This is a genomic window from Altericroceibacterium xinjiangense (assembly GCF_003958635.1).
Taxonomy (GTDB): domain Bacteria; phylum Pseudomonadota; class Alphaproteobacteria; order Sphingomonadales; family Sphingomonadaceae; genus Altericroceibacterium_A; species Altericroceibacterium_A xinjiangense.
Genome location: NZ_RSEK01000021.1, coordinates 1 through 15,001, shown reverse-complemented (window position 1 = coordinate 15,001; position 15,001 = coordinate 1). Strand labels below are relative to the sequence as shown.

The 15,001-nt window shown below is 61.6% G+C and carries 16 protein-coding genes and 1 pseudogene; 7 read left to right on the top strand and 10 right to left on the bottom strand.

All coding sequences use genetic code 11. From position 1 onward, the window contains the following. Positions 1-76 precede the first annotated feature (76 nt). Together ELY13_RS13695 and ELY13_RS13690 are read right to left on the bottom strand one after the other, a co-directional pair. The gene (locus tag ELY13_RS13695; protein WP_126174475.1) at positions 77-847 is read right to left on the bottom strand and encodes an IS6 family transposase; all 771 of its coding nucleotides are present in this window, start codon (positions 845-847) and stop codon (positions 77-79) included. Positions 848-1,010: 163 nt separating this feature from the next. Further along, on the bottom strand, positions 1,011-1,259 hold the full coding sequence (locus ELY13_RS13690) for a hypothetical protein (protein WP_126174474.1): 249 nt from the start codon (positions 1,257-1,259) through the stop codon (positions 1,011-1,013). 254 nt (positions 1,260-1,513) lie between these two features. Between ELY13_RS13690 and ELY13_RS13685 the strand changes: the two genes are divergently transcribed. Then, positions 1,514-2,271 (top strand): IS5 family transposase gene (locus ELY13_RS13685; protein ID WP_420897431.1). Its coding sequence is split into 2 segments (ribosomal slippage): positions 1,514-1,858 and positions 1,861-2,271, totalling 756 coding nucleotides; the frame shifts between segments, so codons are not numbered across the junction. Between the two features lie 132 nt (positions 2,272-2,403). Here ELY13_RS13685 and ELY13_RS13680 read toward each other — a convergent pair. Together ELY13_RS13680 and ELY13_RS13675 are read right to left on the bottom strand one after the other, a co-directional pair. Then, complete coding sequence (locus ELY13_RS13680; RefSeq protein WP_126174473.1) at positions 2,404-3,732, bottom strand: GAF domain-containing protein; 1,329 nt, start codon at positions 3,730-3,732, stop codon at positions 2,404-2,406. Further along, positions 3,729-4,184: a hypothetical protein gene (locus ELY13_RS13675; protein WP_126174472.1), complete on the bottom strand. Its 456-nt coding sequence runs from the start codon at positions 4,182-4,184 to the stop codon at positions 3,729-3,731. Before ELY13_RS13675 ends, ELY13_RS13680 begins: the two co-directional genes overlap by 4 nt. 122 nt (positions 4,185-4,306) lie before the next feature. Between ELY13_RS13675 and ELY13_RS13670 the strand changes: the two genes are divergently transcribed. From ELY13_RS13670 to ELY13_RS13655, 4 genes are all read left to right on the top strand, one after another. Then, entirely contained in the window at positions 4,307-5,839 is a 1,533-nt protein-coding gene (locus ELY13_RS13670) for a flavin-containing monooxygenase (RefSeq protein ID WP_126174471.1), read from the top strand. Between the two features lie 290 nt (positions 5,840-6,129). Continuing rightward, positions 6,130-6,360, top strand: coding sequence for a hypothetical protein (locus ELY13_RS13665; protein WP_126174470.1), 231 nt, complete (start codon positions 6,130-6,132; stop codon positions 6,358-6,360). Positions 6,361-6,504: 144 nt separating this feature from the next. Continuing rightward, complete coding sequence (locus ELY13_RS13660; protein WP_241233716.1) at positions 6,505-6,843, top strand: hypothetical protein; 339 nt, start codon at positions 6,505-6,507, stop codon at positions 6,841-6,843. Between the two features lie 355 nt (positions 6,844-7,198). After that, positions 7,199-7,720, top strand: coding sequence for a hypothetical protein (locus ELY13_RS13655; RefSeq protein ID WP_126174468.1), 522 nt, complete (start codon positions 7,199-7,201; stop codon positions 7,718-7,720). 293 nt (positions 7,721-8,013) lie between these two features. Here ELY13_RS13655 and ELY13_RS13650 read toward each other — a convergent pair whose 3' ends face one another. The 4 genes from ELY13_RS13650 to ELY13_RS13635 form a co-directional block, all read right to left on the bottom strand. Further along, positions 8,014-8,724 carry an SDR family NAD(P)-dependent oxidoreductase gene (locus ELY13_RS13650; RefSeq protein WP_126174467.1) on the bottom strand — a complete coding sequence of 237 codons (711 nt, stop codon included), beginning with the start codon at positions 8,722-8,724 and terminating at the stop codon, positions 8,014-8,016. Continuing rightward, complete coding sequence (gene yaaA, locus ELY13_RS13645; RefSeq protein ID WP_126174476.1) at positions 8,721-9,473, bottom strand: peroxide stress protein YaaA; 753 nt, start codon at positions 9,471-9,473, stop codon at positions 8,721-8,723. The genes ELY13_RS13650 and yaaA overlap by 4 nt, the downstream gene beginning before the upstream one ends. Before the next feature lie 180 nt (positions 9,474-9,653). Beyond that, entirely contained in the window at positions 9,654-10,139 is a 486-nt protein-coding gene (locus ELY13_RS13640; RefSeq protein ID WP_206436073.1) for an NADPH-dependent F420 reductase, read from the bottom strand. Between the two features lie 3 nt (positions 10,140-10,142). Further along, the gene (locus ELY13_RS13635) at positions 10,143-10,859 is read right to left on the bottom strand and encodes an IS6 family transposase (protein WP_126174466.1); all 717 of its coding nucleotides are present in this window, start codon (positions 10,857-10,859) and stop codon (positions 10,143-10,145) included. Between the two features lie 80 nt (positions 10,860-10,939). On the opposite strand from ELY13_RS13635, the gene ELY13_RS13630 reads away from it, so the two are divergent. Next, on the top strand, positions 10,940-11,434 hold the full coding sequence (locus ELY13_RS13630) for an FKBP-type peptidyl-prolyl cis-trans isomerase (protein WP_126174465.1): 495 nt from the start codon (positions 10,940-10,942) through the stop codon (positions 11,432-11,434). A gap of 148 nt (positions 11,435-11,582) precedes the next feature. On the opposite strand, the pseudogene ELY13_RS13625 reads toward ELY13_RS13630, so the two are convergent. Continuing rightward, positions 11,583-11,744: pseudogene (locus tag ELY13_RS13625) on the bottom strand (DUF1993 family protein); the annotation flags it as partial. 153 nt (positions 11,745-11,897) lie between these two features. Here ELY13_RS13625 and ELY13_RS13620 point away from each other — a divergent pair. After that, positions 11,898-13,859 carry a putative bifunctional diguanylate cyclase/phosphodiesterase gene (locus tag ELY13_RS13620; RefSeq protein ID WP_126174463.1) on the top strand — a complete coding sequence of 654 codons (1,962 nt, stop codon included), beginning with the start codon at positions 11,898-11,900 and terminating at the stop codon, positions 13,857-13,859. Between the two features lie 12 nt (positions 13,860-13,871). Here ELY13_RS13620 and ELY13_RS13615 read toward each other — a convergent pair whose 3' ends face one another. Next, the gene (locus ELY13_RS13615) at positions 13,872-14,795 is read right to left on the bottom strand and encodes a crotonase/enoyl-CoA hydratase family protein (RefSeq protein ID WP_126174462.1); all 924 of its coding nucleotides are present in this window, start codon (positions 14,793-14,795) and stop codon (positions 13,872-13,874) included. Positions 14,796-15,001 lie beyond the last annotated feature (206 nt).

Genomic DNA, 15,001 nt, shown 5'->3' with positions numbered 1-15,001 from the left:
CATCCGTTTGCGATCCTGAATCACAGCGCGCCGGCGCAGGAAAGCCATCATGAGTCACATTCCACAGGTCTTGGTATTACCCAGGTGCTGTCAGTCTAATGTAAACCGCTCTCTGTTTAGCGCAATTGAACTTACCCATCAGGCTCTGCCACTCAGCCAAGGCGGCCGAGCGGCGGGTTTTGCAAGTCTTCCTGTCGACGAGACGGCGTTCGTGGGAAAAGTGATTGTGGAAGGAGGCGTGAACTGAGGCGAACTTTTGGAGTGACTTCATCTGCCTGCACCGGAGCATCGCCCTTTCCCGTCTTCGGAATCGCGGGTGTGAATTCTCGCCCCGGTTATTGGACCAGCGGCCGGTCTCCTGCTTTTGCTCACACCCGAGCTCGATCAGGGCTGCTCTGTAGGGCCGATGCTCGTCAGTCGTGATCGCCTCGACCCTGCCGTGCCACTTCATCGCTCGCCTGATGAACCGCTGAGCAGCGGCTTTGTCCCGGGATTTCGTGACGTAGCTTTCCAGGACTTCACCCTCGCGATCAACAGCGCGCCAGAGGTCGACCAGCTCCCCCTTCAAGCGGACGTACATCTCGTCGAGATGCCAACGCTCGTGCCGGAAGCCGCGCATCCGGTTGATCCGCTGGCGCCGGAAATCGGCTGCAAACAGCGGGCCGAAGCGGTTCCACCAGAAGCGCACCGTCTCGTGTGAGATGTCGATCCCGCGCTCGAACAGGAGGTCTTCCACGTTCCGCAACGAAAGCGGACAACGGACGTACATCATGACCACGAGGCGGATTACCTCGGGCGAGGAGTCGAAATACCGGAACGGATTAGCTGGTTTGCGGGGACGAGGCATGCCCCTGCCCTACCCCCCCTTCCGGCCGATCACCGCTGGGTGCATTTCGTCTGACAGTGTCCTTGAGAGAGCATGCGGCTGAGACAAACGCGGATGGCTAAACGAAACAAGGGCGCGATCATCGACCGCGCCCTTGCCGAGTGTTCAACTTCCTTCGTGGCTTCTACGGCGATAGTGGCTCGGCGTCGTTGCTTTCGAGGATGTCGACTACTTCTGTGATCTCCAAGAGGGCCACGGCGGCAAGAAGCACCGCACCGATCCCAATGGCGCCCATGGCGCCCATCGTGGCCAACTCTTCAGAGTCAGCGCTTGGGGTGGCTTCACGGACCCGCTCACTTATGGCGAGTACTGGCTGCGCAGCAAGAAGGCTGGCGATGGCGATCGAACCTAATACGTTCTTCACTATCTTCATTAGGACCCCCGATTGATTTACGCCCGTTGATAAACGTGGGCGCAAGTTATCGGAAGCTTCGTGGTGCCACAATCGTCCCCGGTGTGTGTGAAAGACGTGATCGCAGGCGAAATAGAAACGCCTTTCCGCACCACGAGCCGAATGACCTCGGGCGAGGAGTGGAAATACCGAACGGATTAGGGTCCGGACCCATAAACAGGATTCCTCTTGCTGAGGGAACGTGATTCACTGCCTTCAGCAAGGGAGGCGGTAAGGTGGCGGATTTCTTCTGGTTTTCGGATGCACAGTGGGCTCGGATCGAACCGTTGTTGCCGCGCGACACGCGCGGGATGCCTAGAGTTGATGATCGGCGCGTGCTTTCCGGGATTGTCCATGCGCTTAAGTGCGGCGGGCGCTGGAGCGATTGTCCGCAGGACGTCTACGGCCCGAAGAAGACGCTCTACAACCGCTTCGTCCGCTGGTCCGAGCGCGGTATCTGGGAGCGCATCTTTGCTGCGCTGGCTGGCAATGAGGATGCTCCCGATCGGCTGTTCATCGACTCAAGTTGCATCAAGGTTCATCGCTGTGCCGGGGGTGGAAAAGGGGGGCCTTGGCCAATGGTATCGGCCGCACGAAAGGCGGCCGCAACACCAAGCTCCACGCCGTCTGCGACGACAAGGGGCGCCCGCTCGTCCTGCTCCTGACGCCGGGCAACGTGCACGACAGCAAGGTTGCAAAGCAGTGCATTGAGGCTCTGCCGCCATCATCCCAATTGGTTGCCGACGAAGGCTATGACAGCCAGGCCTTGCGCGAATGGCTGGGCGAACGCGGAACCACGGCCGTCATCCCACCGCGCAAGAACCGCAAGGTCCAGTTCGACTACGACAAAGCCCTCTACAGGCAGCGCAACGTCATCGAGCGCATGTTCTGCCGGCTCAAGGACTGGCGCCGTATTTCCACCCGTTTCGACCGCAAGATCAAGTGCTTCATGGGCGCCGTTGCCCTTGCCGCAGCCGTCATCTTGTGGCTGTAATGAGTCCGAACCCTAGCCAGTTTGCGCGGACGAGGCATGCCCCTGCCTACCTGGCCTTGGGGCCGATCACCATTGGGTGCATTTCGTCTGACAATTCCGTCCGACGCATTTACAGCCGGAAGCGGAGATCAATCAGGGGCGGCGCTCGATCCGAGGGACTCCCATCATCTTTAGCTTCATCCTCCCGCGCCCGGCCCGCTCCAAGCGGACAGGGAATTGCTTTTCTTCCAGACGGCGTCTGAGAAGCAGCAGGCGTGTTTCAAGGTTGTCCTTGAAGTCGGGCAGGCGAAGCTCGGCGGCGCGCCTGATCTCACGGTTCGTGAACTCGGTCCGCCCGTCCGACACGGCGTGTTCCAGCAGGAAAACGAGCAGCCGGCCCGCCACACCCTTGATGACATACCGGCCGTCGATGAAGACGCTGTCATCGAACGCATAGCTGACAACCTGGATGGAGCTGTTGCTCGGAGCAACGCTCGGCTCCAGCTCCGCAATGTGGGTTCGCGCTGGTGCCACCTCGGCCAGCGCCAACGCCGATGCGGCCTGTCCCGCGAGCGTCTCGAGCGCCGCTTCCATTTCCCTGTTGAACGCGAGACGTCTGGGGCTTTCCAGGAACAGAACCCCCGTGAGGGTGCCTTGCACGATCATTGGTATCGCGATCTGACTTAGCGCCTCCGCGGCGTGCGGGAACGGGATGGTCCGCGTATCACCTTCGCTGTCCCCTCCCACGATGGCAGCGCTGAACCGGCGCACCCGGCTCAGGTCGTTGAGCTTGAGAGTTTCCCGTCCTGCCGCGGCTTCTCCGATCAACCCTTCACGCAGCGGAACCTCGGATCCCGTTCCTGCCTGGGCGTAGCCGACGGCAGCCACTGTCACGAGGACATCGCGCTCCCGTTCATGAAGCAGGACAACCGCATGATTGCATCCGGCGAGCATGGAAGCACTCTCTAGCAAGGCATCCAGTATCTCTTCGGTGGAAGCGTGGACGGCAATCGCTCGGGCCGCTTCTGCCATCTCGCGCATGCCCGGTGAGCCCACCTGCTCCTCGGCTTCGTCGGGGAGGACAGGCGCGGGACACGGACGGATCGAGAGCACTTGGAATATATCCACGGCCTTCAGCCGCATCAGGTCCGCCAGCCCGATCTGAACGCTGCTGGCGCGCAAGTCCCGCGCGACCCGGTCGAACAATTCACCGCGATCGAGAGAAGCCTCCCATTGCAAATCGAGCGCATACTGCTGCCCCGTCACCCCATCGACCAGCAGGAGGGACGTTTGCGGGTTTGCACGGACATTAGCGGCCGTCTTGGCGAAGAACTGGTTGGACAGTGCCACCCGGTTCTCGTCCACCATCACAACGTGCGAGAGGTAGGACACGTTCGGCGTGCCGTCTGCCGCCGCTGTCGCGACAACTGACGGGATTACGCCTTCGAAACAGGCGGAGAGATCTTCGAGCTTCACGGTCACAAGGCAGTTCCTGCTCGGGGGCCGGGGGTCTGGAGATACGCTTCCGCCACTTCAAGCCTGGCCACCACCAGATCCTCGGGCACCGTCCACTGGGCAATCGTTGCCCGGGCGACGCCGAGGCCGTTTAGCACAGCACTGATGTCCGTCCGGTATGCATCGGCCCGGGCGATGTGCTCTTTCTCCGCTACCAAAAGCCTTGCTTTCCCCTTCACCTGGCAGGTGACGTAATCGCTCGGCCGGCTGCACGTGACGGCCAAGCGCCGTGTTTCAGCGACATTCTCCGCTGTGCGGGGCCACTGCCAGCGGGAGAAGACCAGGTCGATCTCGCCGGGGCCGCGCCCAAGGACGCCAAGTCCACGGCCGATTGCTGGGCGATTCCCGCTATCGCTGCTCCCGATGATGATCATCACGGGACTGGCGAGGAAGCGCAGGGTCTCCTGGTCGAGTTGCATGTCTTTCGGTCCTGCAAAAACAAAGCAGGAGCAAGTTAGGATTCCCGCCGTGCCCTTAGCAATCATTTAGGAAGCACAGACCTCCGCCACGAATTATCGGTCCTTTCAGAAGGAGCCGAGACATGAAAACCACGCAAAGACGGGATGCGGTCGCCATCATCGGAGCGGGACCGGCGGGGCTTGTCGCTGCCCGCTGGCTGATTCAGGCGGGTCTGGAGCCAGTGCTTTTTGAGGCGGCGGGTTCCCCCGGCGGTCAGTGGAACCCGGACGGACCGGCAAGCGCAACTTGGCCGGGAATGCGAACGAACACCAGTCGAACCATGAGCCGCTTCTCCGACCTGGATCACTCGGTTGGTACACCTTGTTTTCCCCGCCGGGAGGACATGCAAAATTACCTGCAGGCCTACGCCGAGCGGTTTGAACTGCACCGCCGAATGCGGCTCAATACGAGGGTGGAGCAGATAGAGCGTAGCTCCGGCGGTTGGAAAATCGGATCGTGCGGGCCCGAAGGCGAGCAGATTGAGCGTTTTGCGAAGGTAATCCTCGCGACTGGAGCCGAAGGCACGCCGGTGCTGCCGGAAATTGCAGGGCTTGAGCGTTTCACAGGAACCTTCGGAGCCCTGCACAGTGCGCATTATGCCGGCGTGGAGCGCTATCGTGGCCGTTCGGTGCTGGTCGCCGGTTGCTCGATCAGCGCGCTTGAGATCGCATCCGAACTGGCGCTCGGCGGTGCAGCTCAGGTCGTCACCAGCTACAGGCGCCAGCGTTATGTCCTTCCAAAGATCGTCGCGGGGATTCCGACGGACAACCTGATGTTCACACGCGCGGCGGCATTGGCTGGGGCCGTCCTGCCGCCGCATCGGCTCGCCGAACAAATGCTGGATACCGTCACCAAGGCTGGCGGACGGCCCGAGCAGTTCGGAGCGCCCGCGGCCGACCCGGATATCTTTGCCGCGGGCGTGACCCAGGCTCAACATTTCCTGCCCGCTGTGGCGGACGGGCGGATCACCATTCGGCCGTGGATCGACTGCATCGATGACCGGACCGTCCGTTTCGTCGACGGAAGCGAGCTACAGCCAGACTGCATCATTTTCGGCACCGGCTATCGGCCCAGCTTGCCATCCCTTCCGGTTGCAATTCGGAACACGCTTGAACTGGAAGCGGGCGGCCCGGACCTCTTCGAGCATACTCTTCACCCCGATCTGCCCGACATGGCCTTTCTGGGGCTGTACAATCTTGTCGGGCCGAAGCTGCCGGTGCTCGAACTGCAGGCCCGGTGGATTGCGCAGCTGTTCTCAAATCAGTGTGCCGCGCCGACTTCTGAACAAATGCGGCAAGGCGCTCTCGATAGTCGGGCAAAACGTCGACAGGGGGTGCAGCCCGCGATGAACGTCCTGGCCCTCGCCTTCGCACGCAAAGCCGGGGTTGAGCCAGACCCCGGCCGCTGGCCGGATCTCGAACGCGCTCTTCTGTTCGGGCCTCTCGTGCCCGCTTCGTTCCGGCTTGAGGGCCCTGATGCGCTCCCCGGCGCCGCTCAGCAGCAAGTGGCGGACGCTGCTGCCTTTGGCGCCAGCGCCATCGGCGAGCTTACTCCAGAGGAAACTACCCTTCTGGAACTTCTGAGGCAATCAAGGCAACCCCGGGAAGCCGCCTGACCCGGACAAGGGAGCAGGACGTCCGCTGCCGGCAAGCATGGGCAGCAGCTCACGATAGATTTACCGGCCAGCCGATCTTCGGCTCAAGCTGGGCCGGATCCGGTCCGGCAGGTTCCGGGAGGCGGAATGGGATAGCTGTCCTTCGTCGGCGCGCGACACCTCGGGCAGCTATCGCCGACAATGCCGCCGCTTGCCGCTCTGCGGCTCATCCACGAACCACGTCGTTGATTTAGAAGCTGGCGCGCGAACGTCTGCTTGCTTGGCTACCAACAGCAGCTAAGTGGGCGGGCATGACTGCCTCCGACCTCGAACAGCTGCTTATCGACCGACTTGTCCGGGAGAAAGGCGGTACCTCGCAGACATGGCAGCGGGCGCTTGGCAAAGTGATCGTGCGCGACACAGAGACGCATGCCCACTGCAACTGGGATGTCAGGCTAAGCGGAACCGATGCGCAGCGTGCCGCGATCGAGCGGCTGCTCGACGATGTGCGACTTGAACATTCAATCGTTGCGGCCGGCTGAGCGACTGAAGGCCTGCAGCCGCTGATAGCGCGGACATTATCCGGTCGGTCCTGCCTTCCTGAAAGCTGCCGGCCATCAGGAGGCACGGCTTGCTTCCTCACGCACTCGATGGCAGGTGGCCGCATGTCACCCCACACCCGAGCCATGGTCGCCGCGGCCGCCCACGCCTTCATGTTCGGCAAGAAAGTTGCCGGCGTGCACGATCATGCGTCTGGACGCGACCTCCAGATCGCCGCAGAAGCTCGGGGAGAACGCTTGCAAGGGTTCGATGGCGACAGGCAAGCGAAGTTCAATGGCACCAGGTCCGAGCTCTACGACGCTGGTGACAAAGCGTTCGTATCGCTCGAGATCGACGGCCTGAGGGCGGAGGGATACGATCGCCAGTCCTCTAGCCATTATACCCTCTCAGTGACCGATCAGGTCGTGCAGCTGTACGATCACGCCGTAAAATCTTGGTTCGCTTTCAGCATTCAGGTCACCTGACGCCCCATAGCCGCCGTTTAGCTACCAGATTGACCTGTCCAAACCGGCCGTACGTTCACCTCGAAATGCAGAAATAGCTGGATGTTTCATGCACCGTGTAAGATTTCTTTGCGCCGGGACAGCGATCCGACAGTGAGGGAATGGTAATGGAAGACGGTGGCGCTCCAAATGATGGACTGGATGACGATTGGAAGGACCGCTTGGTTGCGATTGGCAAGGGAGTTGCGAGCTTTGTACCCTTGGCGGGCGGTCCTTTGGCCGAGATTATCGGGTCAGTAATTCCCGGGCAGCGAGCCGACCGCATTACCATTATCTCCGAAAACTAGCAGGCAGGATCGATGAGCTCGATGCGGAGGTGAGGCATAGTCTCGGGGGCAATGCCGAGAAGATCGACCTGATCGAGCAGGGAGGATGCCAAGCCGCTCGCGCCACCTCGAAGGAGAGGATCGATCGGATCGTCGAGGCGGTAAGGCAAGGACTGAAGGAGTCGGATGCGGACGTCACCCGGCGTAAGCGGCTACTATCGATCCTCGGCGAGATCGACGATGATGAACTCAGCCTGCTCAACGCCTATGGGCGTACTTACGGCGGAGGCGATCGTAACCCGCTTTCCGCCGTTAACCGCCCAGACCCGATCCACACGCAGTCAACCCTGGCGCAGATCGAGCAGAACCATCTCTACCAAGCTGGCCGTGAGCATCTGCTGCGACTCGGTCTCCTGATGCGAAACTATGGAAATGTGAAGAAGGGCAGCTTGCCAGAGTTCGACGCACGAACAGGCTGTTTCAAACATTCTGTTGAAGTATCCGGACTCGGAAGGATGCTGCTGAGAGAGGTTGGGCTGGCGACTCCATTCGACACCAATCAGTCCCAGTGATCGGACAAACCTCGCGAACATAGCCGACGTTCACGACGCCTTGCTCAGCCGCCGAAACCGGCCATTCATTCACGCGGCAAGTTATGCCGCCTCCTGGGCCGTCTTCCGCCGGTCCGGTGCCAGGCACAGAAACTCGGAAAGCTGACACTCGGCCGAACCGATGAAGCCGACCTTTCAGGGCCTGATTCAGCAGCCTGAAACCGGCCGTTCGTTCAGCCCCGAACTCGGACGGTTCGACAGGGAACTCGGGGGCGTCATTGGCCGTCATTCGCTCCTACGTTTGCGCGGTTCCGTCAGAATGCGATTTCCTTGCCCTCGAAGTCGAACAGGTTGCCGCTGTCGAGCGGCTTCAATTCTTCGATGACATCAAGAAGTTGCAGCGCCGCGCGTTCGGGATCGAACAGCCGTCCAGGATGGACGCTTCCCTGAAAGGGGCGGGAAAGCGCGGTATCGACAGTGCCGGGGTGAAGCGCAACGACGATTGCAGCCTGGTTGCGGCGCCGCTCCTCGATCGCCAGGTTTCGCACCAGCATGTTCAATGCCGCCTTCGATGCACGGTAGCCGTGCCACCCGCCGAGCCGGTTGTCGGCTATCGAGCCGACCCGGGCGGACAACGCCGCGAAGACGGTTCTCCCGTTGTTCGGCATGATCGGCAGGAAATGCTTGGCAACCAGCGCCGGTCCGATTGCGTTCACCGCGTGAACTTTCGCCAGCCACGTTGGGTCGAGCTCCCGCAGCGCCTTTTCAGGACCGCGATCTCCCGCATGGAGTAAACCGGTTGCGACGATGACCAGAAGCGGTTTCGGGCCTCGCGCTACATGCGCGGCGGCCGCAGCGATGCTGGCTTCGTCCTCGAGGTCGAGATGCTGCGATCCACTCCGCGATCGTGCCAGCCCGTGAACCACATCAAAGGCGCCTTCTTCGATCAGCGCAGCCTCGAACGCCGCGCCGATCCCTCCGGATGCGCCGATAATTACGGCGGCGCCCTTGCCGGAACCGCTCACGAACGGGTGAACCGCCAATGGTCCGTCTCGCTGGCCTGGGCATCGAAGCGGTAGCCGTCGGTATCGAAGCCGCGCATGGCGTCAATGTCGGTGATGTGATGCTCGCACATCCAGCGGGCCATCATGCCCCGCGCGCGCTTGGCGCTGAAGCTGACGAAGCGAGGGCCATCCGGCCCCGGTTCGCGGAAGTCGACATCGACTACCCGCAGATTTTCCAGCTTGCCCTTCACCGCCGCAAAATACTCCTGGCTCGCGAGATTGAGCACCACGCCTGATCCCCCCTGCGCCATCTGCCCGCAAAGCAGATCGGCGATGCGGTTGCCCCACCAATCGGTCAGGCTTTTACGGCGAGGCGCCCAGCGAGTGCCCATTTCAAGGCGATAGGGCCGGATCGCGTCGAGCGGGCGCAGCAGGCCATAAAGCCCCGACAAGATCCGCACGTGGTCCTGCGCGAATACGATGCTGGCTTCGTCCAGCGTATGCGCCTCGAAGCCCGTGTAGACGTCGCCCGCAAATGCGAAAAGTGCCGGCCGCTCGGGCAAAGTCGCGAAATCCCGGAAGCGTTCCGCGTTGAGCTTGGCCAGACGCGGCGAGATATGCATCAACTCGCTCAACCGTTTTTGCGAAAGGTTGGCCGCCGATTTGGCCAAGCCGCTGGCTTCCTCGCCAAAATGCGGTCTCGTGGCCGTCAGTGGCGGCAGCTCGCGCTGGAAATCGAGCGTTTTGGCGGGAGACAGCAAAGCAATCATGCCGCCGTCCGTAACGGCGGCCGGGCTGTGCGTCAAAATGCCTGCGATCGCCCACCCTTTGCAATCCCGGCGGCAGTCGCAGCTTCTTGGAAGCTGCCGCTCGTTCAGCAACTGACGTCACGGACAAGTAAGCGGCTTGTCCCCCTTCCGGTGACCGGAGGGACAAGCCGCGTTGAGCAGCTACATGTTGATCACGCGAATCAGACGGACGCCCCAGTCCTCGTCCGGGTTGGTGGTGCCGTCGCCCAGACGCTCCTGCATCACGGCAACGCCGAGGTCCCGCCGCTTGGGCAGCCTGCCCCGGTTCGCTGCATCCAGAGCGACGCCGATTTCAGCTTGAGTAAGGTCGGTGCAGTACGCCGGCGCACCCGGCTGCTGGCGCCAGGAGTCCGCGAGTGAACCAGCGTCAAAGGCGTCAAGCCCGGTCTCCTTGACTAGCGCCATCGTGATCTCCCGGTCCCGGGGCCGGTCGGCCGCGACAGGAATGGCGATCCGATCCAATGCGCCTTCCGGCTTGGCCTTCCTGGCGAAGGATGCAGAGCCGATCGCGTTCCACGCCTTGGCGACGGGGCGGCCGAGTTGTTCAGCAACCGACAGGCTCTCGACGGTGCTGTCAGTCGGATGCGAACTGCTCTCCGTTTGGCGAAGTGCCCCAACCCGCTGCAAGTCTCACGCCATGAGGTTTTGCCACTCGGCCAGCGCGGCCGAGCGGCGGGTCTTGTAAGTCTGTCTGTCGACGAGGTGGCGTTCGGAGTTGAAGTGGTTGGCGAAAGAGGCGTGGACGGAAGCAAACTTCTGAAGTGACTTCATTCGCCGGAACCTCAGCATCGCTCGCTCTCGTCGTCGGAACGGCAGGTGCGAGTTCTCGGCCCGGTTGTTGGCCCAGCGGCCTGTCTCCTGCTTGGCCTCGCACCCGAGTTGTTTCAGGGCCGCTCCGTAGGAACGCAGGCCGACGGTCGTGATCGCTTCCACTTTGCCGTGCCGCTTCAGCGTCTTGCGCATGAACCGCAGGGCAGCGGCTTTATCCCTGGTTTTCGTGACGTAGCTTTCGAGGACTTCGCCCTCGTGGTCGACAGCGCGCCAGAGGTAGACCATCTCGCCATTCAGACGGACGTACATCTCGTCCAGGTGCCACCTCCAATGACGAAAGCCGCGCATCCGGGAAATCCGCTGGCGGCGGATGTCCCCCGCGAACATCGGACCGAAGCGGTTCCACCACAATCGCACTGTTTCGTGACACACGTCGATCCCGCGCTCAGACAGCAGGTCTTCCACGTTCCGCAAGCTAAGCGGAAACCTGACATACAGCATCACCACGAGGCGGTTCACTTCGGGCGAGGAGCGGAAGTACCGAAATGGACTAGCTGGCTTGCGAGGACGAGGCATGGCCCTGCCCTACTCTGCCGCGCGCCTGATCGCTATCCGGTACCGTTGCTCTGACAGTACCCCCGCGCTAGATAGCCTGCATGATCAAGCCACTCGTCATTGCCTCCGTATCACTTCTTGTTGGCGCCTGCGCCACAACGCCGGCTATTCCAATACCACCGACGACTGCGCCCGGGCCCGAATTTCTCGTTCGCAACGCCGCCGCCGAGAATGTTGTGACGACGCCCAGTGGCCTCCAATACTTTGTCGTTCGCTCCGGACCTGAAGCCGGACCGCACCCCGCCGGAAACGATACTGTTACCTTCGACTATGAGGGCAAGCTGGTAACCGGCGAGACGTTCGACAGCAGCTACGAGCGTGGTACGCCGCAGACTGGGCGGGTCGACCGCTTCGTTCCTGGCTTTACCGAGGCGTTGAAGCTGATGCGGCCCGGAGATGAATGGGTCGTCTGGATACCGCCTGCGCTCGGCTACGGTGCCAGGGCCAGCGGACCGATCCCAGCCAACAGCGTTCTGCGCTTCAAGCTCGCGCTACACAGCGTCACACCCGCTGTGGGAGGCGCGCCGAGCCCCTGACCGCTTTAGCAAGCGGGCAGCATGCGATGTCTGTACGGGACTTTTCGACCCAGCGAGTGTCCGCAACGGATCCGCGTGCATACCCTCGCGCGAATGTCTCGAACGGGTCGAAAGCGGACATTCCGGGCAGCCGCTCGCGCACAGCGGTTTACCCCTCGGGCTTCGCAGTGGGACGCAGATGGGGGAGCAGGTGGGCTATATAATCGGCTTTCCCTAGCTCCACGTTTTTACGCGGTAAGATGGCGTACGCGGTCATGACGTGAAAGTAGAACTGTGCGATCGTCCAATCGCGGGCATAATGCTCTGCGGTTGGCAATTGGTCTGGACCTAAGGATCGGCGGAAAAGGCATCATGGCCAGCGGAACTTGGAAATGCCGCATCAACAGGTTGAAGACGCGGCCGCATCCCAACACTGCAGCTGCTAAACCACAGCCTGAACTTGCTAACGGAGCGCCGTCCAGACATGGCTAGCCTGATTTCACGTTTGCGGCGGCTACGGCACTCCGACCAAACGATCGCCGCGCATGTGCGGCGAACCTTGGTGGCGTCGCTGTATGCGTCTCCGCAATCGCTGATAATCGGAGCGCTTACGAGCAGCGCGATCAGCGGAACCGTCGCGCTGGTAAGCGGAAACCGCATGATGAACATGTGCGCGATAGCGATCGCTATCGTGGCCGGCCTGCGCACCACCGACGCGTTGCGCTCGCATCGACCAGAACTGGAATCCGGCGCGCCGGGCAGTGTCCCTGCAACCCGACAAGAGCTGGTGTATCGCGCGGGGGCGGTCTGTTACTCGGCGCTGCTGGGCGTGTTCGGCCTGCTGACGCTGCTCTACACCGCCGATGGCGTGCTGCAGTTGCTCGCGGTGACAACAGCAGTCGGGTACGCAGCTGGTATTACCGGACGTAACGCCGGGCGCCCCTGGATTGCACTGTCGCAGCTTTGCCTTACATCGCTTCCAATCGTTTTTGGGCTGCTGGCAGCCGTCGATCCGCTGAAAGCGCTGCTGGCGGTCGTGATCCTCCTGTTCATAGTGGCCATGATGGACATCACGCTGCAGACGTACGACGTCATCCTGAAGGCGACCGTGGCCTCTGCTGAGATGGCCGCTTTAGCAGAACATCATGCAGCCGTTGCACGCCGCGATGACTTGACTGGGGTGGCGAACCGGACCGCCTTCCGTGAGCAGTTCGAGAAGGAACTGCAGGCATTGCATGGCCGGAGCCACCTGCTTGCAATTCACTGGCTCGATCTCGACGGATTTAAGGAGATCAACGACTCTTTCGGGCACCATGCAGGCAATGCACTTCTGACTGGCATCGCTCGGCGCCTGAAAGACGCCTTTGGCAGCGGCGGCATCGTGGCCAGGCTCGGCGGTGATGAGTTCGCAGTCGTTCGCAGGATAAGGGAAAGATCCGACGCAGCCAGGATCGGGAGCAGGATCCTGGAACTGGTGGAGCGGCCAGTTCACCATGATGCCCGTGAACTGGATGTCACCGGGTCGCTGGGTGTCGCCATTGCTCCCGCTGACGGGACGGAGGCCGACACATTGCTCAAGAACGCCGATCTGGCGTTGTACCGGGCAAAGGATAGCGGTCGTCGCACGATATGCTTCTATGAGCCGCTGATGGACGAAAAAGTGGAGCGAAGCCGGGATCTCGCAGCGGAGATGCAGGGCGCGCTGCAACGTGGTGAGTTTGACCTGGTGTTCCAGCCGATTTTCGACCTCGATGGGAAGCGTGTGCGGTCCTGCGAGGCCCTACTTCGCTGGACCAACCGTCGCTACGGTTCGGTTTCGCCGGTCGAGTTCATTCCCATAGCTGAGAAAAGCAGCCTGATCGTCGCGATAGGTAGCTGGGTTCTCCATGAGGCCTGCCGCGTCGCAAAGCAGTGGCCTGCCGAAATCAAGGTTGCCGTCAATCTGTCACCGATCCAGTTGCGATCAGCAAACCTGCTGGAGGTGATTGCGAGTGCACTGGCCACAACGGGGCTTGCCGCAGATCGACTGGAGGTTGAGATCACCGAGTCCGTTCTCCTCGAAGATGTCGAGGCGTCGTTCGCGGTGCTCAACGAAATCAACCGGATCAACGTTCGCACGACTTTGGACGACTTTGGCACAGGGTATTCGTCGCTCAGCTATCTTACCAGGCTTCCGTTCCAGACAATGAAGATTGACCGGTCCTTCGTTGCGGATCTGGAACAGGGGCCTGCTTCGGTCGCGATTGTTCAAGCGATCGTCGACCTGGCGATAAAGCTGGGCATGCAGACGATCGCGGAAGGCGTCGAGACTGAGGCGCAACTCGCTCAGCTGCGCCGGACCCACTGCGATGCGGTACAAGGTTATCTGCTGGCAACACCGATGCCGGCAAGCAGAGTCGGGACCCTGCTTGCCGGCATGCCGCTCAGGGGCGAGCTGCGACCCTGACGCGGGGATGGATCAGACGCTCGCTTTTCCCAGCAGACGCGTCTGTGCGGCGACAAGGCGGCGCATCAGCTTCAGGTCCGTCTCACTCAGCCGGAGGGCTGCCTCCGCCCACAGGTCGACCACACCCTCCAGCTCGCTGAGCGCGAGGGGATTCACGGATCGCGACGCCTGGTAGATGGCGCAGTGCCCGCTGTGACGGCGGCGGTTTTGGCGGATATAGCTCTCGACCTCTGCGCGGCCGTTCCCGGGACTGGCCAGTGCATGAACAATGCCCATCTCGTACAGTTCTTCCGCACTGTACGTCCGGCCGCTCATGATCATTCGCTCCGCGTGTGCGGATCCGAGGCGACGAGAGAGGAAGCAATGCGCCCCCATCCCCGGGAACAGCCCGAAGGCGGTTTCCGGTAGTCCGAAGCTTGTCCCGCGTTCAGCGATGACGACGTTGAACGACAGGAGCGCTTCGAATCCGCCTCCCAGCGCGTCTCCCTGCACCAGACAGATCGTGATGATCGACTGATCAAGGCCGAGCATGTTGCGATAGAGGAGGCGAACGCAGGCCCGTCCATAGCGAACCAGGGCATCCCTGTCGCCGTTCCGGATGTGAGCCGCGAAGAGGTCAAGATCGCCTCCCAGCGAGAATACATTCGGGAAACGGGACCCCAGCACCACGTAGCGGATCGGCATGGCACCCGTTGAACAGGCTAGTTCGATGCCGTTTTGCCACTGCTCGAACTCGGCGAGCAGGGCTGGAGTGAAGCTGGGGCGAGCTTTCTGTATCATGTAGGTCCACAAGGTCTGAAGCTCGGGATCGAACTGGACCTCCAGGTCATCGAAGTTGAACAGGCGACGCGATCCTGGTTGAGCCAGGGGGGCGCCGGGTCTTTGCTCTTTGCGGTTCTCGTTGCCCGGTGCGTTTACGGAGTATTGAACAGTCATTGCAGTTCCTTCTTCCCGCACAGCGGCATGCTGTGCGGGAAGATTAGATCGCACGGAATGATGAGCCTGAACCTTCGGGCTCCCCCTCATAGCGGCGAGCATGGTGCTGTCAGTCGGATGCGAACTGCTCGTAAGCGTGGTCTGGGCGCCGCCTTGCGTTTTCGATTTTTCGTGCCTCGGCCTGAGAAGCTTTTCCGGCGGTGCGT

Excerpts from the sequence above, each read along its gene's own strand:
- ELY13_RS13695 (WP_126174475.1), bottom strand. The coding sequence starts at position 847 with ATGCCTCGTCCCCGCAAACCAGCTAATCCGTTCCGGTATTTCGACTCC.
- ELY13_RS13690 (WP_126174474.1), bottom strand. The coding sequence starts at position 1,259 with ATGAAGATAGTGAAGAACGTATTAGGTTCGATCGCCATCGCCAGCCTT.
- ELY13_RS13675 (WP_126174472.1), bottom strand. The coding sequence starts at position 4,184 with ATGCAACTCGACCAGGAGACCCTGCGCTTCCTCGCCAGTCCCGTGATG.
- ELY13_RS13670 (WP_126174471.1), top strand. The coding sequence starts at position 4,307 with ATGAAAACCACGCAAAGACGGGATGCGGTCGCCATCATCGGAGCGGGA.
- ELY13_RS13665 (WP_126174470.1), top strand. The coding sequence starts at position 6,130 with ATGACTGCCTCCGACCTCGAACAGCTGCTTATCGACCGACTTGTCCGG.
- ELY13_RS13660 (WP_241233716.1), top strand. The coding sequence starts at position 6,505 with ATGGTCGCCGCGGCCGCCCACGCCTTCATGTTCGGCAAGAAAGTTGCC.
- yaaA (WP_126174476.1), bottom strand. The coding sequence starts at position 9,473 with ATGATTGCTTTGCTGTCTCCCGCCAAAACGCTCGATTTCCAGCGCGAG.
- ELY13_RS13635 (WP_126174466.1), bottom strand. The coding sequence starts at position 10,859 with ATGCCTCGTCCTCGCAAGCCAGCTAGTCCATTTCGGTACTTCCGCTCC.
- ELY13_RS13630 (WP_126174465.1), top strand. The coding sequence starts at position 10,940 with ATGATCAAGCCACTCGTCATTGCCTCCGTATCACTTCTTGTTGGCGCC.
- ELY13_RS13620 (WP_126174463.1), top strand. The coding sequence starts at position 11,898 with ATGGCTAGCCTGATTTCACGTTTGCGGCGGCTACGGCACTCCGACCAA.
- ELY13_RS13615 (WP_126174462.1), bottom strand. The coding sequence starts at position 14,795 with ATGACTGTTCAATACTCCGTAAACGCACCGGGCAACGAGAACCGCAAA.